This is a genomic window from Allopseudospirillum japonicum, from assembly GCF_900108915.1.
Taxonomy (GTDB): Bacteria; Pseudomonadota; Gammaproteobacteria; order Pseudomonadales; family Halomonadaceae; genus Pseudospirillum; species Pseudospirillum japonicum.
In genome coordinates this window covers 36035-59124 of record NZ_FNYH01000010.1, presented here as the reverse complement: position 1 = coordinate 59124, position 23090 = coordinate 36035, and the positions used below count along the sequence as shown (strand labels likewise).

Annotated in this window: 19 protein-coding genes; 12 read left to right on the top strand and 7 right to left on the bottom strand. The window is 45.6% G+C overall.

What is annotated here, in order from left to right; translation table 11 throughout:
* Positions 1-24 precede the first annotated feature (24 nt).
* On the top strand, positions 25-1047 hold the full coding sequence (gene cmoB / locus BMX05_RS09765; protein ID WP_093311044.1) for a tRNA 5-methoxyuridine(34)/uridine 5-oxyacetic acid(34) synthase CmoB: 1023 nt from the start codon (positions 25-27) through the stop codon (positions 1045-1047).
* Between the two features lie 91 nt (positions 1048-1138).
* On the opposite strand, the gene BMX05_RS09760 is transcribed toward cmoB, so the two are convergent.
* The gene (locus BMX05_RS09760; protein WP_093311041.1) at positions 1139-1696 is read right to left on the bottom strand and encodes a septation protein A; all 558 of its coding nucleotides are present in this window, start codon (positions 1694-1696) and stop codon (positions 1139-1141) included.
* A 111-nt stretch (positions 1697-1807) separates the two neighbouring features.
* Between BMX05_RS09760 and BMX05_RS09755 the strand changes: the two genes are divergently transcribed.
* A complete protein-coding gene (locus BMX05_RS09755) occupies positions 1808-2683 on the top strand; it encodes a PHP domain-containing protein (protein WP_093311038.1) in 876 nt (291 codons plus the stop codon).
* Here BMX05_RS09755 and BMX05_RS09750 read toward each other — a convergent pair.
* A complete protein-coding gene (locus tag BMX05_RS09750; protein ID WP_093311280.1) occupies positions 2680-3717 on the bottom strand; it encodes a rod shape-determining protein in 1038 nt (345 codons plus the stop codon). The genes BMX05_RS09755 and BMX05_RS09750 overlap by 4 nt on opposite strands.
* 256 nt (positions 3718-3973) lie before the next feature.
* Between BMX05_RS09750 and gatC the strand changes: the two genes are divergently transcribed.
* The 4 genes from gatC to cysM all read left to right on the top strand — a co-directional run bounded on the left by gatC (position 3974) and on the right by cysM (position 8387).
* A complete protein-coding gene (gene gatC / locus BMX05_RS09745) occupies positions 3974-4261 on the top strand; it encodes an Asp-tRNA(Asn)/Glu-tRNA(Gln) amidotransferase subunit GatC (RefSeq protein WP_093311035.1) in 288 nt (95 codons plus the stop codon).
* 53 nt (positions 4262-4314) lie between these two features.
* Complete coding sequence (gene gatA, locus BMX05_RS09740; RefSeq protein ID WP_395855295.1) at positions 4315-5787, top strand: Asp-tRNA(Asn)/Glu-tRNA(Gln) amidotransferase subunit GatA; 1473 nt, start codon at positions 4315-4317, stop codon at positions 5785-5787.
* 45 nt (positions 5788-5832) lie between these two features.
* Positions 5833-7290: an Asp-tRNA(Asn)/Glu-tRNA(Gln) amidotransferase subunit GatB gene (gene gatB / locus BMX05_RS09735; RefSeq protein WP_093311033.1), complete on the top strand. Its 1458-nt coding sequence runs from the start codon at positions 5833-5835 to the stop codon at positions 7288-7290.
* A gap of 206 nt (positions 7291-7496) precedes the next feature.
* Positions 7497-8387 carry a cysteine synthase CysM gene (cysM, locus tag BMX05_RS09730; protein WP_218139033.1) on the top strand — a complete coding sequence of 297 codons (891 nt, stop codon included), beginning with the start codon at positions 7497-7499 and terminating at the stop codon, positions 8385-8387.
* A 184-nt stretch (positions 8388-8571) separates the two neighbouring features.
* Here the strand turns inward: cysM and BMX05_RS09725 are convergent, their stop codons facing one another.
* From BMX05_RS09725 to BMX05_RS09705, 4 genes are all read right to left on the bottom strand, one after another.
* On the bottom strand, positions 8572-9366 hold the full coding sequence (locus tag BMX05_RS09725; protein WP_093311025.1) for an alpha/beta fold hydrolase: 795 nt from the start codon (positions 9364-9366) through the stop codon (positions 8572-8574).
* A gap of 16 nt (positions 9367-9382) precedes the next feature.
* Positions 9383-9961: a GNAT family N-acetyltransferase gene (locus BMX05_RS09720; RefSeq protein ID WP_093311021.1), complete on the bottom strand. Its 579-nt coding sequence runs from the start codon at positions 9959-9961 to the stop codon at positions 9383-9385.
* An 85-nt stretch (positions 9962-10046) separates the two neighbouring features.
* Positions 10047-10721 (bottom strand): HNH endonuclease, encoded by a 675-nt coding sequence (locus BMX05_RS09715; protein WP_245710679.1) that lies wholly within the window; start codon positions 10719-10721, stop codon positions 10047-10049.
* A 398-nt stretch (positions 10722-11119) separates the two neighbouring features.
* Entirely contained in the window at positions 11120-12427 is a 1308-nt protein-coding gene (locus BMX05_RS09705) for a methyl-accepting chemotaxis protein (RefSeq protein WP_093311009.1), read from the bottom strand.
* 747 nt (positions 12428-13174) lie between these two features.
* On the opposite strand from BMX05_RS09705, the gene BMX05_RS09700 reads away from it, so the two are divergent.
* From BMX05_RS09700 to BMX05_RS09675, 6 genes are all read left to right on the top strand, one after another.
* Positions 13175-14014, top strand: coding sequence for a flagellin N-terminal helical domain-containing protein (locus BMX05_RS09700; protein WP_093311005.1), 840 nt, complete (start codon positions 13175-13177; stop codon positions 14012-14014).
* 229 nt (positions 14015-14243) lie between these two features.
* Positions 14244-14696, top strand: coding sequence for a flagellar protein FlaG (locus tag BMX05_RS09695; protein WP_177166869.1), 453 nt, complete (start codon positions 14244-14246; stop codon positions 14694-14696).
* Between the two features lie 130 nt (positions 14697-14826).
* Positions 14827-17661: a flagellar filament capping protein FliD gene (gene fliD, locus BMX05_RS09690; RefSeq protein WP_093310997.1), complete on the top strand. Its 2835-nt coding sequence runs from the start codon at positions 14827-14829 to the stop codon at positions 17659-17661.
* A gap of 124 nt (positions 17662-17785) precedes the next feature.
* Complete coding sequence (gene fliS, locus BMX05_RS09685) at positions 17786-18229, top strand: flagellar export chaperone FliS (protein WP_093310993.1); 444 nt, start codon at positions 17786-17788, stop codon at positions 18227-18229.
* A 76-nt stretch (positions 18230-18305) separates the two neighbouring features.
* The gene (locus tag BMX05_RS09680; protein ID WP_093310990.1) at positions 18306-20372 is read left to right on the top strand and encodes a class I SAM-dependent methyltransferase; all 2067 of its coding nucleotides are present in this window, start codon (positions 18306-18308) and stop codon (positions 20370-20372) included.
* 61 nt (positions 20373-20433) lie between these two features.
* Complete coding sequence (locus BMX05_RS09675; protein ID WP_177166868.1) at positions 20434-22227, top strand: flagellinolysin; 1794 nt, start codon at positions 20434-20436, stop codon at positions 22225-22227.
* Here BMX05_RS09675 and BMX05_RS09670 read toward each other — a convergent pair.
* Entirely contained in the window at positions 22218-23090 is an 873-nt protein-coding gene (locus tag BMX05_RS09670) for an AEC family transporter (protein WP_093311274.1), read from the bottom strand. The two genes, BMX05_RS09675 and BMX05_RS09670, sit on opposite strands and share 10 nt — an antisense overlap.

Sequence of the window (23090 nt, the reverse complement as noted above, 5' to 3'; positions counted from 1 at the left end):
GGAACTTCACGGGAGCATCAGGCGATGGCCTTTCGCTTAGCAAGCTTAGAGCAACCGATAACAACTTTAGATCAAGCCGCTTTATATCAACAGATGGCATCTTATGGTGCAGCCCCTTGGCTTGCCTTGTTACCACAACAGATGGCTCAGGGTTTAGACACCCAAAGACATGCAGATTTAAAGGGTTGGGCACGCGTCTTACACAAACTGCCAACTATTACAGATGCCCAAATACAGCTCGATCAAGAGACTGTACGTATTTTTCACCCTGATATTGATGCAGGAACCCGAGCTAAAATCGCTGGCTTACTGAAACAACTCATGCCTTGGCGCAAGGGGCCTTTTGAAGTTCATCAAACCTTGATTGATACCGAATGGCGCTCTGATTGGAAATGGCAACGCTTGGCGCCTCATATTCAACCGTTACAAGGGCGTAAAGTCTTAGATGTAGGCTGTGGCAACGGTTACCACTGTTGGCGCATGGCAGGTGCAGGCGCGCAATGGGTGGTAGGTATTGATCCTTCTCCGCGTTTTTATATGCAGTTTCAAGCCATTCGACACTTTATCGGTGATGCTGATGCCTATCGTGTGCATCATATTCCTGTAGGCTTGGAAGCTTTACCGCCCGAGTTAGCCTGTTTTGATACTTGTTTTTCTATGGGCGTTTTGTATCACAGACCTTCCCCAATCGATCACTTATGGCAACTCAAAGGGACTTTACGCCCCGGCGGCGAACTGATTTTAGAAACCTTAGTGATTGATGGCGATGAAAATCAGGTGCTCGTGCCAGAAGGTCGCTATGCCAAAATGCCCAATGTATGGTTTTTACCCAGTGTTGCGGCTTTAAGCTTATGGCTACGCAAATGCGGATTTACCCAAGTGCGTTGTTTAGATGTCAGTACCACCTCAGTACAAGAACAAAGAGCTACTGAATGGATGACCTATCAATCTTTACAAGATTTTCTTGATCCAGCCGATACAAGCCGCACTTGCGAAGGTTTACCAGCCCCTAAACGGGCCATTTTCAGTGCAATTCGTGCGAGTTAGCAATCTCCTCAACCCTCGCGGGCGGGGATACAAACAGAAGATCCTCCCTCCCCTGAACAGGGGGAGGAAGTTTTCTTTGCGACAGGGGAGCTTACTCTGTTTTTTCTGTGTCTGAAGTCGTCGGCTGAATATGCTTTGCTAAATAAACCCCTTGAGCAATCACAAAGACTAAGGTCAACCCTAGCATTCCAAAGAGCTTAAAATTCACCCAAGTTTCTTCGCTAAAGTAGCTAAATACGTATAAATTGGCTGCTCCCATAAAAATAAAGAAGAGAATCCACCCAAAATTTAAACGTTTCCAAACGACCTGCGGCAACTGCATCGCATGCCCCATCATACGTTGGATCAGGGTTTTGCCACCGAAGAAAGGACTAATTAAAAATGCCGCGGCAAATAACCAGTTCACAATCGTTGGCTTCCATTGAATAAAGGCCCCATCTTGGAAAATCACCGTAGCTCCACCGAGCAGTACCACCAAGCCTAAGGTGACCAGTGACATGGTTTCAATTCGGCGCGTTGTCCACCAAACCCAAGCGACTTGTGCTAAGGTCGCAGGAATCAATACCAAGGTTGCCGTAATCATATCGCCTGTCATTTTGTAAGCGACAAAAAATAATACGATAGGTAAAAAATCGAGCAGTATTTTCACGCTTGCCCCGTCTGTGTAGTAGTATCTTCATTATTTTGTGCTGTGACGCACGGAGAAACACCTATTTGCATACCTTCCCTTCAGCACGCCTTAGTACAGGATACCTATCAGATGCAGGCATGTCATACCAGTGATTTACATACCCACTCGCGTGCATCTGATGGCACACTCACACCAGCAGAACTGGTGCAGCGCGCCCATCAACAAGGCGTGCAAACCCTTGCTTTAACGGACCATGATACCCTAGCAGGGCTTGCAGAAGCACGCCAACAAGCACAAAGTCTAGGCGTTCATTTATTGACCGGCGTGGAAATGTCTTGCGTTTGGCAAGGGATTGGGATTCATATCGTTGCTTTATTGCCTAATCAGCAGGACTTAGGCAAGCTGAATGCGCATTTAATTCCTCAAGAAGCCGCACGCCAGCAAAGGGCACAACAAATTGCTGAACGTTTAGCGCGTACCCTAGCGCCTAAGCCAGAACGCGAGGCATTAACAGCGCAGATTTGGCAACAAGCACAAGAGTATGCCCAAGGCACCAGCTTAGGCCGTCCGCATTTTGCGCAAGTTTTATGTGATCTTGGTTATGTTACCAATCAGCGCCAAGCCTTTAAAAAGTATCTTGGTAGCGGCAAAGTGGGTGATGTCAAAACCAATTGGCCAAGCTTGGCAGAAGCGACTCAAGGTTTAAGAGCAGCGGGTACTATTACCGTGTTGGCGCATCCTATGCGCTATCGCCTTACTCAAAGAAAACGTTCTCATTTATTGCAGGCATTTCAAGCAGCTGGTGGACAAGGGTTGGAAATCGTGAGTGGACGTCAAGAGGCGAGCCAAACCCAGCAGCTCGTCAAAGAAGCGCGGGCTTTAGGCTTAAAAATGAGCTGGGGCAGTGATTTTCATAAGCCGACGCCTTGGCAAGACGTCGGCCGCTTTAGCCCTCTACCTGCATCTATCACAGCAGAAGAAAGTATTTTGCACTGGCTGCATTAGTCAGTTGCTAACAAATCGAAGGTGTGTTGATCAATCATCTCCAAGGCTTTACCACCGCCTCGCGCTACACAAGTTAGAGGCTCTTCCGCAATCACCACAGGCAGGCCGGTTTCTTCAGCAATCAGCTTGTCAATATCGCGTAGCAAAGCACCACCACCGGTGAGCACTAGACCACGTTCAGCAATATCTGAGGCTAATTCAGGGGGGGATTGTTCAAGGGCACTTTTCACCGCTTGTACAATGGAGGACAAAGGCTCTTGTAGGGCATCTAAAATTTCATTGGAATTTAACGTAAAGCTACGCGGAATCCCTTCCGCAAGATTACGGCCACGCACATCAATTTCACGCATTTCGCTATCTTTATGTGCACATCCAATTTCTTGCTTGATACGCTCCGCCGTTGCATCACCGATCAAACTACCATAATGACGGCGTACATACGCCACAATGGCCTCATCAAAGCGATCCCCGCCGACACGGACAGATTCAGAGTACACCACCCCATTTAAGGAAATAATAGCGATTTCTGTGGTACCACCACCAATATCCACTACCATAGACCCTTGGGCTTCTTCTACAGGCAGCCCGGCGCCAATCGCCGCGGCCATAGGTTCTTCAATTAAGAAAACTTCACGCGCACCTGCACCCATCGCAGATTCTTTAATGGCGCGACGTTCGACTTGTGTCGACATACAAGGCACACAAACTAACACCCGGGGGCTAGGCGTAAAAATGTTATTCTCATGCACCTTATTGATAAAATGTTGGAGCATTTTCTCAGTGACATGGAAATCTGCAATCACCCCATCTTTCATTGGGCGTATCGCCGTAATATTCCCGGGTGTGCGCCCTAACATGCGCTTTGCGTCCAGACCAACTGCAGCCACGCTGCGCTGGTTACCATGATGACGAATGGCAACAACGGAAGGCTCATCGAGCACTATACCGCGGCCACGTACGTAAATTAGGGTATTTGCAGTCCCAAGGTCGATGGATAAATCGCTTGAGAATAACCCTCTCAGTCGTTTGAACATGCTTTTGATTTCACCTAAATACAGATACGCCCTGTGCTGCGCAAACTCTAACAACGCCATCGCCTTTGGGCAAGCCAAACAGGGCGCGGGTCCAAGATTGATATCGAGAATTCGCCTTTAACCCTTGCTATCTTAACACGACATGGGCAAAGGCGACCTAAGTGCGTGTGGATATGCTATCCTTGCGCTTTTATATTCCTTTATAGCTCTTTCCATCCCTCACTAAGATGTTTAGCAGGATTAAGGACAAAGCCTTATGGCATTAACTTCAGCAGATGTAGAAAAAGTGGCCCACCTAGCGCGTATTCAAATTGATGCAAGCCTAATCCCTGAATATACACGGGATTTATCTAATATCTTAGATTTGGTCAATCAAATGCAGCAGGTGGATACCTCAGAGGTCGAGCCTATGGCCCACCCTTTAGATGCGACTCAACGCCTACGCGTGGACGAAGTCACAGAAAGCAACCAACGCGACGCCTTGCTCGCTGGTGCACCCGCAACGGAAGCTGGGCTCTTCCTTGTCCCTAAAGTGATTGAATAACCCAACCTCTTTGGCTATCCATTTTTTTATTTTGTCTCTCAGGAAGTGCTTCTATGCTTGAATCCAGTGTGCTCGAATCTAGCCTTACCGAGCTTGCGCAAGGTTTGCAAACACGCCAATTCACCAGTGTGGAGCTAACTCAAGCTCTGCTTGCACGTATTGACAAGCTCAACCCGCATCTCAATGCCTTCATTAGTGTCAGCGACCAAGAAAGCGCCCTTGCACAAGCTGCCGCTGCAGATCAACGCCTCGCGCAGGGACAAGCAACCCCGCTTACTGGCTTGCCCTTAGCACATAAAGATATTTTTTGTACTCAGGGGATGCGTACCAGTTGTGGCTCTAAAATGCTGGAAAACTTTGTCCCCCCTTACAATGCGACGGTTGTCGAGCGTTTAGCGGCCGCGGGTATGGTGAATTTAGGGAAAACCAATCTTGATGAATTCGCCATGGGCTCATCCAATGAGAATTCCTACTATGGCACGGTTAAAAATCCTTGGGATTTACAAGCTGTGCCTGGCGGTTCTTCAGGCGGCTCAGCGGCAGCTGTCGCGGCATCTTTAGTACCAGCGGCAACAGGCACAGATACGGGTGGTTCAATTCGCCAACCTGCCGCTTTTTGCGGGATCACAGGTTTAAAGCCCACATACGGACGTGTCTCACGCTGGGGTATGGTTGCTTATGCTTCCAGCTTAGATCAAGGCGGCCCCATGGCACACAGTGCACAAGATTGTGCTGTATTGCTTAATGCCATGGCTGGATTTGACCCTAAGGATTCTACCTGTGTACAGCGTGCGGTACCAGACTATTGCGCGACTTTAGCTGCGAATCTTGATGGGCTTAAAATCGGTTTACCTAAAGAATACTTTGGTGAAGGTTTGCATGCAGACGTTGCCGCCGCCTTAGAAGAAGCCATTAAGGTCTATGAATCTCTAGGAGCGAGCATCTGCGAGGTCAGCTTACCCCATACACACTTAGCGATTCCGGCATATTATGTCATCGCCCCTGCGGAAGCTTCCTCAAATCTTTCTCGCTATGATGGCGTACGCTTTGGCCACCGTTGCCAAGATCCGCAAGACTTAGAAGATTTATACAAGCGCAGCCGTCAAGAAGGCTTTGGCGCTGAGGTAAAACGCCGGATTCTCATTGGGACTTATGCACTTTCGGAAGGCTTTTACGATGCCTACTATCGCAAAGCGCAGCAAATCCGCCGTTTGATTCAACAAGACTTCCTCAATGCTTTTAATGAAGTTGATGTCTTAATGGGCCCCACAGCACCCACCCCAGCTTTTGATCTGGGTGCCAACACCCAAGATCCGGTACAAATGTATCTGGAAGATGTGTACACCATTGCGATTAACCTCGCAGGCGTACCCGCGTTATCTTTACCCGCAGGGCGCTCAGGTACACGGCCAATCGGTCTACAAGTAATTGGCAACCATTTTGAAGAAGCCCGTTTGTTAAATGTGGCACATCAATTCCAACAAGTCACCACTTGGCATCAAGCGCGTCCCCAACTCGCGTTTTAACTGTCAAACCGTGCCTGCTTAATTTGCTACCAAGGGTCCTTATTTATGCAATGGGAAGCTGTGATCGGGTTGGAAGTGCATGTCCAGCTCGCAACTCAATCAAAAATTTTTTCCGGTGCCAGCACGGCTTTCGGTGCTGAGGCAAACACCCAAGCTTGTGCGATTGATTTAGGCTTACCGGGTGTTTTACCTGTTGTGAATGAACAAGCCGTGGCCATGGCGGTCAAGTTTGGCCTTGCCGTCAATTCAAAAATTAGCACGCGTTCTGTTTTCGAGCGTAAAAATTATTTTTATCCTGATTTGCCCAAAGGCTATCAAACCAGCCAAATGGCTGAACCTATCGTGGGGCCTGGTTGGTTAGATTTAACCTTGGATGAGCAGACAACAAAACATGTACGTATTCACCACGCACATCTAGAAGAAGATGCAGGTAAAAGCCTGCACGAAGACTTCCACGGTATGACAGGCATTGACCTCAACCGTGCCGGCACGCCTTTATTAGAAATCGTCTCCGAGCCCGATATGCACTCTGCTAAGGAAGCAGTTGCCTATCTTAAAGCCATTCACGCTATCGTGACTTACTTAGGCATTAGCGATGGCAATATGGCAGAAGGTTCTATGCGTTGTGATGCTAATGTGTCCGTACGTCCTAAAGGGCAAACGACATTAGGTACACGTTGCGAAATTAAAAACGTGAACTCCTTCCGCTTTGTGGAAAAAGCCATTAATTACGAGATCCAACGCCAAATCGAACTGATCGAAGAAGGTGGCAGGGTGATCCAACAAACGCGCCTTTATGATGCTGATTTGGATGAAACGCGCGCCATGCGTTCTAAAGAGGAAGCCAACGATTACCGTTATTTTCCTTGCCCTGATCTGTTACCTGTGGTCTTGGATGAAGCTTATATCCAGCATCTGCAAGCACAATTGCCTGAACTACCCAGCCAAAAACAAACCCGTTTTATCGAAATGCTTGGCTTGTCTGCTTATGATGCTAGTGTTTTATCAGCCTCACGCGCTTTAGCAGACTACTTTGAGCAAGTGTATCAAGTGTGCCAAGATGCCAAAGCTGCTGCAAACTGGGTGATGGGCGAGTTAAGTGCACGTTTGAACCGTGATGGGTTAGAAATCCAAGATTCACCCGTTAGTAGTACTCAGTTAGGGCAACTGATCCAAAGAATCCTAGATAACACCATTAATGGTAAAGCCGCAAAACAGGTATTTGCTACTTTATGGGCACAAGAAGGCCAAAGCGCAGACGAGATTATTGCTGCACAAGGCCTCAAGCAAGTCACAGATACAGGTGCAATTGAAGCCATTATTGATGAAGTACTGGCCAAAAACACCGCCCAAGTCGAGCAATATAAGGCGGCTGAAGTGGATAAACGCGGCAAGATGATGGGCTTTTTTGTTGGCCAAGTGATGAAGGCCTCCAAAGGGACGGCCAACCCACAAGCGGTTAATCAGCTACTTGCGGACAAGTTGGCTGCACTTTTGGATTAATCCAATACCAGCAGGCCGATGTTTATAACTTAGGGTTATTGAAGGCCAGCAAAAGAGTATTTTTCAATTGACGTAAAAACGCCTATATCTAGGCGATCTGGGGCTTAGTGACTTTTTTAATCCGTATCCACTACGGGTAAAAAGCGCTAGGCCCTTCTGTTTTTTTTATGCCCATTGTCTGGGGAGCTTGCTTGTTTATGTCAAAAATTCAATATCCCACTTTAGCCGATTGCATCGGTCATACCCCACTTATCCGTTTGCAGCGCATCCATGCAGGGCAAAATAATACCTTGCTCGTTAAGTTGGAAGGCAATAATCCAGCAGGCTCGGTGAAAGATAGAGCCGCTTTTTCTATGATTCAGCAGGCGCAAGCGCGTGGTGAAATTCAACCTGGGGATACTCTGATTGAAGCGACTTCTGGCAATACAGGGATTGCCCTTGCCATGGCAGCGGCCATGCTAGGCTATAAAATGATTTTAATTATGCCAGATAATATGAGTGCTGAGCGTAAGGCCGCCATGAGCGCTTATGGCGCCACCTTAATTAGCGTTAGCCGCGAGCAAAGCATGGAAGGCGCCCGTGATCTCGCGTTAGCCATGCAAGCGCAAAAAAAGGGTAAGGTATTAAACCAGTTTGCTAATCCAGATAATCCACAAGCACATTACAACAGCACAGGACCAGAAATTTGGCAACAAACACAAGGACAAATTACCCATTTTATCAGTGCCATGGGGACCACAGGTACCATTATGGGCACAGGGCGTTATTTAAAATCACAAAATCCGCAGGTGCAAATTGTGGGTTTGCAGCCAGAAGAAGGCGCTAGTATTCCAGGAATTCGACGCTGGCCAGCGGCCTATTTACCAAGTATTTATCAGCCTGAAGGTGTGGATCAAGTATTGGATATTAGCCAACAAGCCGCAGAACAAACCATGCGCCGTTTAGCACGTGAAGAGGGGATTTTTGCGGGTGTCTCTTCTGGAGGGGCAGTAGCGGGTATGCTCCAGTTGGCCGAAAACTTACAAGATGCAACCCTAGTTGCCATTATTTGCGATCGTGGTGACCGCTATTTATCAACCGGCGTTTTTAACGCTTAAATCAGCTGGCTTACTTACATATCAGGTGCCGTGCTTACGTTTGCAGCTAGGGTAACGGGCAGGGCGCTGCGGATCAAAGAAGCGCTGAGAGATTCTGCGTAAGTACGTACAGAGCCAGGCTACGCCCGAGTAGAACCGCTGCACAGTTCCCGCTGGTATCCCCGCCTGCTTGGGCGAGGTGCAATCACGAAATATTGAGCGAATACAAAAAGGCTTGTATCTGCTTGATCAGCAACTGAGGACATTCTCGATGAGGCACATGGCCATACCCTTGTAAAATACAAGTTCTAGCATCGCCTGACGCCCAGCGTGCAAAGTTTTCTACCTGTTGCAAAGAGCCATATTCATCTTGATCACCATGTACTGCCAGCATAGGACACCTGACTTGCGGCAGTACTTGTTGCAAGTTCCAATGATCAAAATCTGCACTTAACCAAGTCTCCGTCCAAGAGGCCAAGACCCAAGCGGCCTTTTCGCCATGATATTTTTGCAAACTTTGCATAGCACCGGCTTGCTGAAACTTGGCTTGTGCCTCACGAATACCTGCACGGGTCAAAGGCTCAACAAACGATTGAGCTGCAAGAGTAATCAGCGCCTGACATCTATCTGGATAAGCCGCTGCACTATAGGTTGCCATACCTCCACCCACGCTATGACCGAGCAAGATAAAATCTTGGATATCCAGGTGTTCGCAGACAAAACGCAAGCCTTGCTGAGCTTCTGTCGCAATAAAATCTTTTGTTAATTGATTCGGGTGTGCATCAGAACGACCAAAACCTAAACGATCATAGGCAATCACTGGCCGCTGCGTGGCTTGTGCTAAGGCTTGTGGAAAATCCCGCCACAAGGCAACACATCCGAGGGAATCATGTAGCAGGAGAATAGGTACTTGCTTCACCTGAGTGGGTGTATAAGTTTGTGTCCAAAGCCGACCTTGGGGTGTACTGATCCAGGCTTCAGTGATTGTTATATTTTCCATGAAAAAAGCATCCTTATTATCTGAGCTTTCTAAGCAATTCTTGTTCAATATCAGGCCATTCGGTATCTATAATCGAATAAACAACTGTATCCCTTATATTACCGTTTTTTAAAATAATATGATTGCGCAATATTCCATCTTGCTTCGCGCCAAGGCGTTCAATGGCTTTTCTAGATACTAGATTATGAGTGTGGGTTCGAAATTCTACTGCAATTGCATCATATTTATTGAATAGCTGTTTAAGGAGAAGGTACTTACACTCTGTATTAACTCGAGTTCCTCTGGCTGCATTTGAATACCAAGTATAGCCAATCAAAGCCCGTCTATTTAGTGGATCAACCTTGTAGTATCGAGTCGTACCAACTATTTGGTTTGTCGCTTTAACTCGCACAGCATAAGCTATATCACCTTGCACCATTTGAGCGATAGCATATTTGACATATTGATGCATTATTTCAGGACTTGGTACATTCGCGAACCAGAGTTTCCAGAGTTCACCATCTTTAACCGCTTCAATCAATGATGGTATGTGTTCCAAACTGAGAGGCTCAAGAATTATATACTGACCTTCAATTAAGCTATTTTCTATCCACAAAATTTTTAACCTCTGCTTGCCAGCTAGCTAGTAGGTTGGGTTGTCGGAGAAATTCGAGCACAGCGCATCCGCACACAATACCTTATTAAGCATTTTTTTCTATCATGATTTTTATTTCTTCTATTGTAAATGGTGGACTTTTACGATGTATTATGGCATGACAATTTGCACACACAGGCCGCAAATCTTCAACTGGATCAAGGATATAGCTTTTTTTCATTTCAGAAATTGGTACCAAATGATGAACGTATATAAAATCCTGCCCAATCTCGCCATATTTTTTAAAAAAATCAAAACCACAACAGCTACATGTCAATCCATAGTATGCAATACATTTTTCTCTCGCTTTGGGGTTTCTTTCATAAGCATTGACGTTGACAATTTTAACAGAGCCTTCGGTTAATTTTTCAACATCTCTTTCGTCTATTTCATTCTCTAATATCTTATCTGAAAACCGATATTCCCAAATTCTTCTTCCACTATACAATGTTTTTTCTCTAACATATTTATTCACCCAAGGTAAAGATGCCTTCGATTTTTTTGTTATTTCAGCACTAAACCAGTCAACTAGATTTCCAACAGCTTTTTCTGGTGTGTTATGTTTCTTGTTATTTCTTATCAAATCAGGTAGTCGTTTTTTAACTTCTGCAACTTCTAGCATTTTAATAATAATTTCGTCCCTGTTAATAGAATCCTTTCTCAGTAATTCTGAATCAATGGTCCTAGCAATAATTGGAAAATATTTATTGAAAGTACTCATCTTTAATTTCTTGCCCAATACCAAATTAAGGTGTGAAAATTTCATCAAGAAACTCAAATATACCACTGTAAATGCCAAACCCAACGCTGGAATGAAAACTGCTAAGGCTAGAAGGCTGGGGTATTTGATAACTCAACGCTTGTTTAGTTTGTGTTGGGTTGCCATTGGCAGCCCAACCTAGGCTGCTCAATACACACCCTAACCATGCACCTGTTATTTCTAGTTCCTTCAACTCCCTGCGGTTCACACTTATGAAGATCTGAAAGATGAGTTTCTGAAGGCGAGTCACCGTAATCTGAGTAAGTCCTGAAACTTTGATGCTGTCTGGCATTGTTAAAACCAGAGGACGCTCATTGTTGAGCACTCTCTGGTTATGTTGGGTTGATCTTTTTATGTTGCTAGGAGATCTGTGTTACCTGGATTTTATTAGCAGCAATGAGATCTTCAATAGCGCTGATACCTCTAAGTTGATACTCCATATCGTTTGAAAGCTGGCTAAATTCGCTTGCAGTCGTTCGAGTCTCTTCTGCGGAGGCTGCAGATTTATGTATTACCTCGTCAATCTCAGAAATACTCTGATGAATCTGATCCAGATGAATAGCCTGCTGATTAGAATTGTTGTCAATCTCAGCGACCATCTGGTGAATTTCAGTCAGTTGTTTTGCAACATCTTGTAGAGATTGAGCACAATAGCCAGCTATTCGATTGCCCTGTTCAACACTGTTAATGGAGTGCTGCAGATGTTCTGAAGATTGCTGGGCGGCTTTAGTGCTGCGTTCTGCTAACTGACGAACTTCGTCGGCAACAACGGCAAACCCTCTGCCCATTTCCCCAGCTCGGGCCGCTTCGATGGAAGCATTCAGTGCCAGAAGATTGGTTTGGGCAGCGATATCATCAATTACTTGGATAATACCTTGGATCGCTTCACTGGACTGAGTGATATCAGCCATTGTGGTTTCAAACTCGGCCATATCTTTTGCAGCTTCTGCCGCCATGCGGCTGGCCTGCTCAGCCAGTTGACTGGCTGATGTAGCTTGTTTAGCGTTCTTGTTGGCATCGGCCACACTGGAATCCAGAGAAACCCCAATTTGGGTTAGCGCCGACGCCTGCTGGGATACCCCCTGGCTCAAGGAATCGCTTGCTAGATTCAATCCTCGGCTTCGTTCGGTCAGGTGACTGCTAACACGTACCAGATCTTGATATACATTTTGTAGAGCGGTTTTTTCAGAAATGTCCTGCACGATCTCAACATGGCCGATTTTTTCGCCCTTTAGGCCCAGAAGGTATTTGCTGGTAACTTTAAAATCTTTATCCCACTGTCGAAAAAAAGTCGTATCCTGGCCTTTTCGTAAGCAGTTAATACCGCACTTATCGGTCTGACAAATATTGGCTCCCCAGTTGTGACAGTTTTTGCCCAACACTGCGTCACGAGTAACGCCTAAAGGCTCTGTGGCAGCCTTGTTAACAAAAGTCCATCGCATCTCCATATCTGTAACTGACAAGGGATTTTCGATGGCATCAATAATCTGCTTATAGAGATGAATCTTTTCAGCGGTTATTTGTTGGTTTTTGAATCCGATAGCCAGCAGTGAAAGTTGGATAACGATACCCGCAATAAGAATAGGCTGTTCCAATGCAAGAAAAGCCAGCAGAAGAAACATGCCTGCATGCAATATATAGGCTGCGTTTTTTATATGCTGAGTCATGGTGTTGAGGCTCCAAGAGAAAGGGAGTAGCGTGAAGGCTTCAGCAACAGCATGTAGGCAGAGTATTGCAGCTAGCCAGTAGGTTGGGTTCTTTTAATAACCCAACACTTGTTCAGTTTATGTTGAGTTGCCGTTGGCAGCCAACCTAGGCTGCTGATTAGAAAAGATAAATCTGTTTTCTGATCTGATCGCTTCCCTGCTCAATACGCTTACACACCCTGACCATGCACCTGTTATTTTTGGCACGGTTATCATAATTTATTGATTTTTCAGCTTATCCGATTTCACCGTACTGGTAAACTAAGCAGTGAAATACCCGCCACTAAACGGCTGGTGCCCTTCTAGTGGGGGCTTCTTGCGACCCGCACTGACAGGGCTGGTTGTGTGGGAACTCTTTACGCAAACGCGCTTTCCGAGCGCATCAGCTAAACCTATCTCTCGGATGTTTCTGGCCGCGTTGGTATCGCGGCAAATGCCTTGGCTGCCACATAAGGGACAATCCCACACGCGAACATGGAGATCTTCCACGGTAGTAGGTTGGGTTATTTTAATCACCCAACACTTGTTTAGTTTGCGTTGGGTTGCCGTTGGTAGCCCAATCTAGGCTACTATTTTTTAATTTGTTGCACGTCAAAAAAAGACTCAACATTATCCTGCTGATACCAATTAGATGTATGCGAATAAAACACATCTCTTCCATAATCCATAACGTAAACATCCAATCAAGCTTAATTAGGAGTCTTTCTTATGGATTCAACCATTAACACGAATATGCCTATGCCGCCTGCGCTAATGCAGCAAGGCTTAAATAAGATTCGACCAACGAGTGAAGTCGAAGTCACTTTTCAGCGCCTTTCTTCTGGGATGCGTATTCGTAGCGCCCAAGAAGAGACCCAAGGTTTTCAAGTTTCCACCCGTCTCAGTCCGCAAGTGCGCGATGCCAATTCAAGTATTCGTAATATGAATGATGCGGCTGGCTTAGCACAAACTGGGCTAAGTGGCTTAAAGGATGTGCGAAATAATTTGGGCGACATGTACACTTTGGTGAAACGCACGTTTGGTGATGCGACAGAAGCTGAGCGTGTAGGATATCAAGAGCAGTTTTCTAAATCTTTGCAAGCAATCGATGATATTGTGAATAAGACTGCATTTAAGGGCGTTAAGCTTCTAGATGGTTCTCTCAATGCCCAGATCAATGTCAACCCACAAGAAAGCTTTAGTTTTGCCATCAGCAATATGGGAACAGATACACTCGGTAAACAACAGGGGGGGACTGGTGGCCAAGCGTTAAAGGAGATAGATATTTCCACAGCAGAAGGGGCAGAGAAAGCGTTTACAGCAATCGCTAATGCAATGAGTTCTATTGATCAAGCAACCGTTGGTTTAGGTCGGTTGCAAAACACCAGCGTAAGTGCGCAAGACACCACCTTTGCAAACACTCAAGGGAAACAAACGCCTATCCGTGATACAGAATTTGCGCCTGATCCTCAAATAACACTACGTCAGCAGATTATAGAACAAGCACAACAAGCCATGTCGACCCAAGCCAACCAAGGGCGAGGTACTGTGATGTCACTGCTGAGCTAGTAGTCTCAAATGTACATTCGGGTAAAATACCCTGCCGGCTCCTTAAGAAAGCCGGCTTTTTTATTGCGAGTTTTTAGCATTCACAAACCACAAGAGCATCCACTTATTTTGCTGAGATACAAATTCAAGCAAGGCTTTGTTATAAAAGAAGCAAATTGCACACGATTAAAATACTATTAAGCTTGGTAAGCAACGATGAAATCCAAATCTTGGCTTTTGGAGGTGAATGATGAGTGAATTTGCTGCGGTTGGTAGGCAACACACAAATACAAGTACGAACAGTCCCAGTCAAACAGCAAGTGCTTTGCTTGGAGATTTGGGTCTAAGCAAGCAAATTAAACGTGATCGGGCAACAGGCGTGGATACCACAAGCGCGGTTGAGCAAATAGAAGGCGCGGCTTTACAAGCACTCCCCCCTGAAGAGCAACAATCCTTAGTTGAAAAAGCTGTGGAGGATATCAACCAGTATCTTGATTTAAGTAAGCGTCAGTTACTCTTTAGTGTGGATACAGACGTGAGCCAAGTGGTGGTCAAGGTGATGGATCAGGAATCGGAAGAAGTGATTCGACAAATTCCCTCCGAACTGGCACTCGCTCTGGCTAAGGTATTGCGTGATGATAGCCAAGAAGCACCAACCACTTCAGAAGAACCGAAAGGGCGTTTATTTGAAGCGGAAGCTTAAATGCCATAGGTTAATTTTACGCGTAAGCCGCCGATACTAAGCAATAGCTTTAGGTATCTGCGGCCTTCTGCCCGCATGTACCCTTTCTAAGTTTTTATCAGCTTGTGAATGACAAGCGGGAGTATTTGAGATGGCGAGCATTCAATCGATAGGGATAGGTTCTAATATTCTCACCAATGATCTGATTGATCAGTTAGTCGATGCGGAAAAAGTCCCTGCAACCAATAAATTAGATCGTGAACAAGAATTACTCGAATTTCGCCAAGAAGCCTTAGGGGAAGTGAGTAGTGCCCTTTCCAAAATTGAAAATTCTTTGTCTTCCCTAGCCAGTGCATCCACCTTTAGCCGTAACACAGCCACAAGTAGCAACGAAAGTGTTGCTCGTGGGACGGCAAGTACCTTGGCAGGTTCAGGGACTTATAACCTGAATGTCACCCAATTGGCTGAATCCCACTCAATTGCTTCCAAAGCAGGGGCTTTTTCCTCAGTCGATGATGTGATAGGTACAGGGACGATTCAAATCCAATTCGGCAATTACACAGACGCTGATAATGATTGGAATAACGGAGTGGATGGTTTTACCCAAAACACCGCGAAAGATCCGATTACCATTAATCTCGACAGTTCCAACAATACCTTATCAGGATTGCGCGATGCGATTAATGATGCTGGCGTGGGTGTGACCGCCACCATCGTGAATGCGGGGGGAACCGATGGCTATCGTTTATTGTTAACTTCAGAAGACACGGGCGAAAGTAGTGCGATGCGTCTCACCTCGTCGACCACGACAGGGGATTTGTCGGTTTTCGATTTTAACGAAACCACCCAGGAAGCAGACACCACAATACAAGCACAGTCAGCCGCTTTTAAACTCAATGGGATGAATGTCACCAGTGAGTCAAACCAGGTGACAGAGGCCATTAAAGGGGTCACTTTAACTTTAGAAGATGTGGGCAATGCAACCTTAAGTGTCTCTCGTGATACAGATCAGCTGAGCGAAAAAATTAACGGGTTTGTGGAAGCCTATAACGAATTTCGTGACTTGGTAAAAAATTACACCAAATACGATACGGATACTGGGCAAGCGGGTGTATTAATTGGTGATTTTGCGGTGAACACCATTAGCCGTCAGGTGAGTGGCTTGATTTCTAAAGTCATTCCAGGGCGTGAAGATTCCAGCGTGCGCTCGCTGGCAGACATAGGTTTGGGTACAGATCGTCACAATGACTTTAAACTCACCTTTGATAGCGCCAAGTTTGCGCAAAAAATGGCTTCTAGCGAAGCGGATGTGGTGGCTTTATTTGCGACCCAAGGCACAGCCACAGATTCAGGCATTCAATATATAGGGGCTTCTTCAGCGACTAAAGAAGGCACTTATGATGTTAATGTCACCCAAACAGCCAGCCAAGGTTATACCAAAGGGGCTGATTTAAGCGCCTTTTTCCCTTATACACCGACAGCCGCGGACAATGGTTTTAAAATCAATGTCGATGGCATTGTCTCTAACTTATTGGAGTTAGATACCAGTGCGACTTATAACTCAGGGGATGAGTTGGCCGCTGCACTACAAGATTTGATCAACCAAGATACCAAACTTGGTGCATCCGGTAAGCAAGTGACGGTGGAGTTTGGTGCAGATAACAAGCTAACGATTACCTCCAGTAAAGAAGGCAGTGGTTCTTTTGTAACCTTTGATGAAGTTGAAGCTGCCGGTGGTTTGTTTGGCTTTCAAGCAGACAATAGCCTATTGGCAGGGAGCAGCTTAGGTGGTGCACCCACGCTGACAGTCGATGATACCAACAACAGCTTCCGTATTAATGTCAATGGTACCTTAAGTGATGAGCTCACTTTAAATAAGGGCACCTATACGGATATGGACTCGATGGCGACTTTATTACAAGCCACAATTAACGGGGATTCCAAGCTTCAATCCAAAAACGAAACCGTCACTGTCACTTGGAATACAGATCATTTTGAAATCCAAGCGGATAAAAGTGGCGATGGCAAGTTTACCCAATTGTTTTCTATTGGGGATCAAGGCGGTAATACTTCGAATACTTTCCATAGTACCTTTGGCTTTGAAGGGGTTGGCGGACAAGATGCCAGCGCACTGATTACCGATGCGGCAACCGCAAAAGTCTCTGATATGGTGTATTACGGAGACTCTCTGACCAGCCTCAATACGATTTCTGCAGGTACGCCGTTAGATCTTTCTGGCTCAGCAAGCTCAACTTTTAGGGTCTCAGTCAACGGGACCGAATCCAATACGATTGATATTTCAAGCTTGGATGCAGGTCATGGCGCTGGGATTTTCCATAGCGCGACTGAATTGGCACAAACACTCAATATTGCAATTAACTCAGATGCCAACTTGAGTGATCCTGATGCAGACCCTGCTACCACTTATCGTGAAGGCCTGCAAGTCAGTTATAACGCGGAAATGCGCCGCCTAGAATTCAAGGCGTCCAATGTGTTAGCGAGTGGCGAAATCAGCTTTACCGCCTTAGGCGCGGATGCACTTGCTAATTTAGGGGTGAGCACAGAACGCAATGCCACAGCGATTACCACAGGCACACAGCAAGAAGTCACCGCGCGTGGTAACTTCTTCAACATCGAAAGCGGCAATGCCAAAGGTCTCATGTTTATGTTGACCAATGGTAATGCAGGGGATCGGGGTTCACTTACTTATACCCAAGGGATCGCTTCACGGATTACGGATGTCATCGGTGGTGCTTTAAGCCGTAATACAAATTCCCCAGGGATTTTTGGTAGCCGCCTCAATCAATTAGACCAAGAGCTGATTGATCTAAACGAGGAACGTACTGAGCTTAATGAACGTATGGATACCATGCGAGATCGTTTGTCGCGTCAATTCACTACCCAAGATATTATTGTTTCGCGCTTAAATAGCACCTTTGATTTCTTGAAATCTCAGTTTGAGGCGATGAACGCACAGAAAGATTAATCTTGTCTCCTTCTGGGTTGCCTGCGACACGCTTTTCACTTTACTTCTTGCCAACGCGCAGGCAGCCTATAAGCGTTCAAGGTTTGTGCTTTGAATATTGGCTCATTTATCTATAGGAAAACCCATGATTATCATTAAGAAAGAACAAGCAAATCAAGCAGTTAATCCAAATCAAGGCACACGTCAAGTGGCACGTCAGTACAGTGATTTAAACCTGCAAACAGAAGTTGAAAACGCCAGTCCACACCGCCTTATTCAAATGCTATTTGAAGGTGCCTTGCGCCGTATTGCAGAAGCAAAGGGTGCCATGCAGCGTCAAGATATTGCTACCAAAGGGACTGCCATTAATAAAGCGGTTGGTATTATCGGTGGTTTGCAAGAGGCCCTTAATCCAGAAGCTGCACCCAATGCAAAGGAATTGGCAGATAACTTAAATAATTTATACGATTATGCTGTGCGTCGTTTAACTGAAGCCCATGTACAAAATTCGGTCGAAATGCTAGATGAAGTTGCACAACTTTTAAGTACAGTGAAATCTGGCTGGGATGAGATTGCCCCACAGGCTTAATCTTTCTCGCCGTAAGGATTGGTTAACCAAGCCAATCCTTGCCCTCTCGCGTTAGGAATCGGGATACCTTGTGAATATGAGCAACCTAGAGCAAAAATCACTCGAAGATATTTATAGAGAAGCCGTACGCTTGCACCAAGCCGGTGAATTAGACGAAGCGGGGGAGCTTTATCGTCATATCTTGGATGAAGACCCGAATAATGGTTTCGCCATGCACTTGCTCGGGGTCATCGCCCTGGATCAAGACATGTATGATGCTGCGGAAATCGTTATTCAAGATGCGATTGATTTGCAGCCAGATCTTGCAGAGGCCTACGCCAACTTAGGGCGCGTTCAGTTTGAGCTAGGTAAATACCCAGAAGCGATTGAAAACCTTGAAAAAGCCATTGGCTTTAAACCTGAGTTAACCCATGTCTTTTCTTGGATTGGACGTGCTTATAATCAAGAAGATGAATCCCATAAAGCTTTGGTTGCCTTCCGTCACGCCTTAAAAAATGGTGATGATAGTGCACTTGTATGGGACGGTATGGCGCAGGCCTTACGTAATTTTGTACGTTTGAAATTTGCTGATGATGCACGAGTTTTCGATGACGCCCTAGCCAAGGATTTAATCCAGGTCACACGTTTACAATTATTAGATGCCCATGAGCTGGTGCCGACCATTGCACGTTGGGTTAACCAACAAGCAGATATTCAACATTGGCAAAGCTTATTAGCTCAAGGTGATGAAGCTGGTTTAAAGCAACATTTATTGACTTGCCAAACGTTAATTCATCCTTTATTTCGCTACTTATTAGAGCAGCAGATTAACAAAGATTCTAAAATTGAATCCTTATTATTAAGTACACGTGCTTTATTGCTTGATTTATGGCAACAAGATTTTGCTGAAGATATGCAAGCGTTATTAAGTGCATTGGCACAACAAATGTACTTAAATGAGTATATTTATCCAGTCAGTGCGCATGAGGAACAAGTGCTTGCCGAGCTTAGACAAGCGATTGCCAAAGGCTATATTGCACGTCAACTTCCTGGGCATGGTGCTTTATTATTGTTAGCAGCCTATGAGCCCTTGCATATGCATACTTGGGCACGTGATGCAGATTTATTAAAACAGCTTCTGCTTAATCCTGCGATGCAGCCGGTATTAGAACAACAAATTCTAGAACCTGTGAATGAAATTGCGCTATGGGCACAGGCAGAAAATGCACCTGAAAATGCATCTTTGGATGAGTATCCCAAATTAGCACCTAGCCCACGTTGGCAAAAGCAAGCCTTTATCAAAACCCTAGGTTTAGCACAAACCTTGGCAAAAGCGTTTCCACATTATGAACAGCCTGAAGAACTGGTGCCTCAAACAGGGACGCAAGGTCTTGCGCTTGTGGTCGGTTGTGGTACAGGCCAGCTTGCTTACCAATGGGCACAGCGTTGCCCTGAATTAGCCATCAATGCCTTCGATGCAGATTTACGCGCCCTAGCTTATGGTATTAACCGCAAAAACCAGAGCCAGTTAGATAATTTACACTTTGGTTGTGCCCCCATTGAAGCCATGCAAACCTCTGAGCATACATTCCAATTAATTGATGCTTCAGGTGGTTGCTTATTAAATAGCTTGCAGCTATCTGCAAATCCGGCACGCGATTTAGGCATTTTAAAACAGTTACTTGCGCAAGACGGTCTATTGAAATTACGCCTCGCCAGTGAAGCAGGTTTAGCCGCTTTGCGTTCTGGTTATCAAGCATTAAATGACGCAGGCAGCTTAGAACAAATTGATTTGCGCCAGTTTAGAATGCAGTTGCTTACCTCCTCTGTGAAAGAGCAACAACGTATCAGTACACTGCCTGAGTTTTTTAGCTATAGCGGCTTTAAAAAGCTCTTACAAGAGCCGATGACTGGATTAAACTTACGCGATCTACAAAGCATTTTAAGCGAGCTGGGTTTAGAGTTTTTGGGCTTTGAATTCCCGCATTATGTAGCTATTTTTGAAGATTACCAAGCTTGGATCAGCAGTGGTTTTGCTGGGGTCGTCGATGAAGATCCTCATGGTGTCAATTTAAACCAATGGCGACGTTTTGAAGAAAAACATCCTCATTTATTTACCAGTGGTTATGAGTTCTGGGTACGCCCAATTCAAGTCAACGATTAATTTGTTGGAACTTAATTCCCATTAGGTGCAAGGGAAGGCATTTGCTAGTGAGATGTGGCCTATGCTTTCCATTAATACTAATTTAGCTGCCTCTTTTATTCAGCGCCAATACCGAGCACACGAAGATCAAATGTTCACCTCAATGGAACGTTTATCCTCGGGCGTGCGTATCAATCGTGCACAAGATGACGCTGCGGGCTTAGCCATTAGCACACGCTTTGAGGCGCAAATTCGCGGCACCAACCAATCCATTCGTAATGCGCTTGATGGAATCTCGTTAATCCAAACCGCGGAAGGCTCTCTAGGGGCCATGGTAGATCATTTGCAACGTGTGCGTGAATTAGCCGTACAAGCAAATAACCCCGTCTTACAAGCTAGTGATAAAGCCGCCATCCAGCAAGAAGCTAGCGCCTTATTAGAAGAAGTGGGCCGCATCAGTAAGGATACCAACTTTAATGGATTCGCTTTATTTAAAGCAGCTGCACCTATCACGCCAGAAGTAAACCCCTATAACACAGGGGATCGAGTATTAGATGTGGTGAATTTATTGGCTAACTCTGCCTTAGAACAATCCGAAAAGCGTATCCAAGAATATTATGGCCTCACCGGAGACGGGGCTAATTTAGAGTTTCGTATTGAATACGATGCCCCAGGCGGCGCTTTGGCTCTGGTCGCTAGCATATATTATCCGGGAGGTGTCCCTGATACGCTCGCGCATAATCAATACATGCAAATTGATTTATTCGATGTGGGTACCCCAGCAGATGTTATCAATGACGCAACTCAATATAGTGACCGTGTCATTGCGCACGAGATGGTGCATGCGATTCAAGGGCGGGCACTCAATTATGCTTCTTTATCTGGGAATGGCAGTGCCAGCGTCGCTTCGACTTGGTTTGTTGAAGGGATGGCAGAGTTTATTCATGGTGCCGATGAACGTGTAGCGGCACACGTCAGTGTTGATGGCATTGCCGCTATTGCCGGTGCTTTTAATGCCGCAGATAATGGCGCAGGTGGTGATTATGGTTGGGATCAACAAAGCCTAGATTATGCCGCAGGGTATACCGCCGTGCGTATGCTGCATGATGAAATCAAAAATCATGGCGGTAATGGATTAAAAGATCTACTCACTTGGATGGCTGCAGATCCACAAACCCGTACGCTAGATCAGGCAATCACCCAGATGAGTACAGATTATGGCATTGGGGGGTTTAACGATGAACAAAGCTTTCTCACCTATTATGCCACCAATGGCGCTGCTTATATCGGCGCCATGAATTTAAGTAATGAAGATACAGGGGCCATCGGGGGAGCGGATGCCGATGGCGGTGCCGTACTCAATGCACAAGATGTTATCTCAGATGACATCAATTATACGGATGATCCACTAGAATTTTTCCAAGAATTTTGGCCAACGGGGTATCAACCTCAAACGTCCAACACCACCTATGATCGAGGCATTCGCTTACAAGTTGGTGCGAATGCTGGGGACTATAACGAACTTGGCTTGATGAACTTGGATATCAACGCACTCGGTTTAGCGGATGTCGATTTAACCCAAGATCCCGCAGGTGCACAAGAAGCCTTGGATCAAGCTTTAGAGGTGATTTCTGCCCAGCGTGCTGTACTGGGCGCTATGCAAAATGGTTTGGAAAGCCGTATTCGTGTGCAGGAAAATAGCGTCATGAGTCTGATGGCCGCACAATCACGCATTTATGATGCAGATTATGCGCAAGAGGTTTCCAGCATGATGCGAGCGCAAATGATGCAACAAGTCAGTATTAGTCTGATGGCACAAGCAAATAGCCGCCCGCAATTACTGCTGACTTTACTCAGAGATTCACCCTATAGCTGATAAGCCAACACCCAAGGTATCACCACTAAGCTAGCCAAATTGCCCAGTAAGACTAAAGAAGCCACACGCGCTGGTTCTTGCTGGTATTGCTCCGCCAGCATGTAGTTCAAAACTGCAGGCGGTAAAGCCGCAAACACCCATAACACCTGCATTTGTAAACTGGTGAGTGTAAGCCAAGGCATCAATAGAACAACCACAGCCAGTCCAGATAAAGGACAGGCCACCGCCCCAAAAGCGCCTAACTTCCAATCAGAAAAATCAATATCCAGTAAACGTACGCCTAAGGCAAACAGCATCAGAGGGATTGATATTTGCCCCAACATCTCGATAGGAAGTGCAACCGCTGCCGGTAAATGCCAATTTTGTATACTAAAAAGGATACCTAATAGGCTGGCTTGTACAATCGGCATTTTCAGCATACGTAATAAAGAGGTTTTGGGATCTAAAATATAAATCCCAATAGAAAAGTGTAAAAGCATTTCTACCACAAAGACTAAAACGGCTGCAGCAAGCGCTTGCTCACCAAAAGCTAACACTAATAAAGGAATCCCCATATTGCCAGTATTATTAAACATCATGGGTGGTAAAAAAGTCTTTAAATTCAACTTTAATAAATAAGCAATGGGTAGTAATAAAAGCCCTGAACCTAAGACAACGGCCGTCGCCGCTAAGGCTAATTCCTGATAGGCAAGAATATCAAAATCTTTACTCGCCAAGACGGAAAAAACCAATGCGGGTACGAAAATATCCATATTCATTTGATTGCTTAAACGCATATCTGGACGCCGCCAGCGCCCATAGGCGGCACCACAAGCAACAATTAAGACCACTGGCAAAAGGGTATTAATGAGTTTTTCAATAAT

Bases quoted from the DNA above. Each gene is read 5' to 3' on its own strand.
- gatB (WP_093311033.1), top strand. From the start codon at position 5,833: ATGCAATGGGAAGCTGTGATCGGGTTGGAAGTGCATGTCCAGCTCGCA.
- cmoB (WP_093311044.1), top strand. From the start codon at position 25: ATGGCCTTTCGCTTAGCAAGCTTAGAGCAACCGATAACAACTTTAGAT.
- gatC (WP_093311035.1), top strand. From the start codon at position 3,974: ATGGCATTAACTTCAGCAGATGTAGAAAAAGTGGCCCACCTAGCGCGT.
- BMX05_RS09755 (WP_093311038.1), top strand. From the start codon at position 1,808: ATGCAGGCATGTCATACCAGTGATTTACATACCCACTCGCGTGCATCT.
- BMX05_RS09750 (WP_093311280.1), bottom strand. From the start codon at position 3,717: ATGTTCAAACGACTGAGAGGGTTATTCTCAAGCGATTTATCCATCGAC.
- fliD (WP_093310997.1), top strand. From the start codon at position 14,827: ATGGCGAGCATTCAATCGATAGGGATAGGTTCTAATATTCTCACCAAT.
- BMX05_RS09695 (WP_177166869.1), top strand. From the start codon at position 14,244: ATGAGTGAATTTGCTGCGGTTGGTAGGCAACACACAAATACAAGTACG.
- BMX05_RS09715 (WP_245710679.1), bottom strand. From the start codon at position 10,721: ATGAGTACTTTCAATAAATATTTTCCAATTATTGCTAGGACCATTGAT.
- BMX05_RS09705 (WP_093311009.1), bottom strand. From the start codon at position 12,427: ATGACTCAGCATATAAAAAACGCAGCCTATATATTGCATGCAGGCATG.
- BMX05_RS09680 (WP_093310990.1), top strand. From the start codon at position 18,306: ATGAGCAACCTAGAGCAAAAATCACTCGAAGATATTTATAGAGAAGCC.
- BMX05_RS09725 (WP_093311025.1), bottom strand. From the start codon at position 9,366: ATGGAAAATATAACAATCACTGAAGCCTGGATCAGTACACCCCAAGGT.
- fliS (WP_093310993.1), top strand. From the start codon at position 17,786: ATGATTATCATTAAGAAAGAACAAGCAAATCAAGCAGTTAATCCAAAT.
- gatA (WP_395855295.1), top strand. From the start codon at position 4,315: ATGCTTGAATCCAGTGTGCTCGAATCTAGCCTTACCGAGCTTGCGCAA.
- BMX05_RS09700 (WP_093311005.1), top strand. From the start codon at position 13,175: ATGGATTCAACCATTAACACGAATATGCCTATGCCGCCTGCGCTAATG.
- BMX05_RS09675 (WP_177166868.1), top strand. From the start codon at position 20,434: ATGCTTTCCATTAATACTAATTTAGCTGCCTCTTTTATTCAGCGCCAA.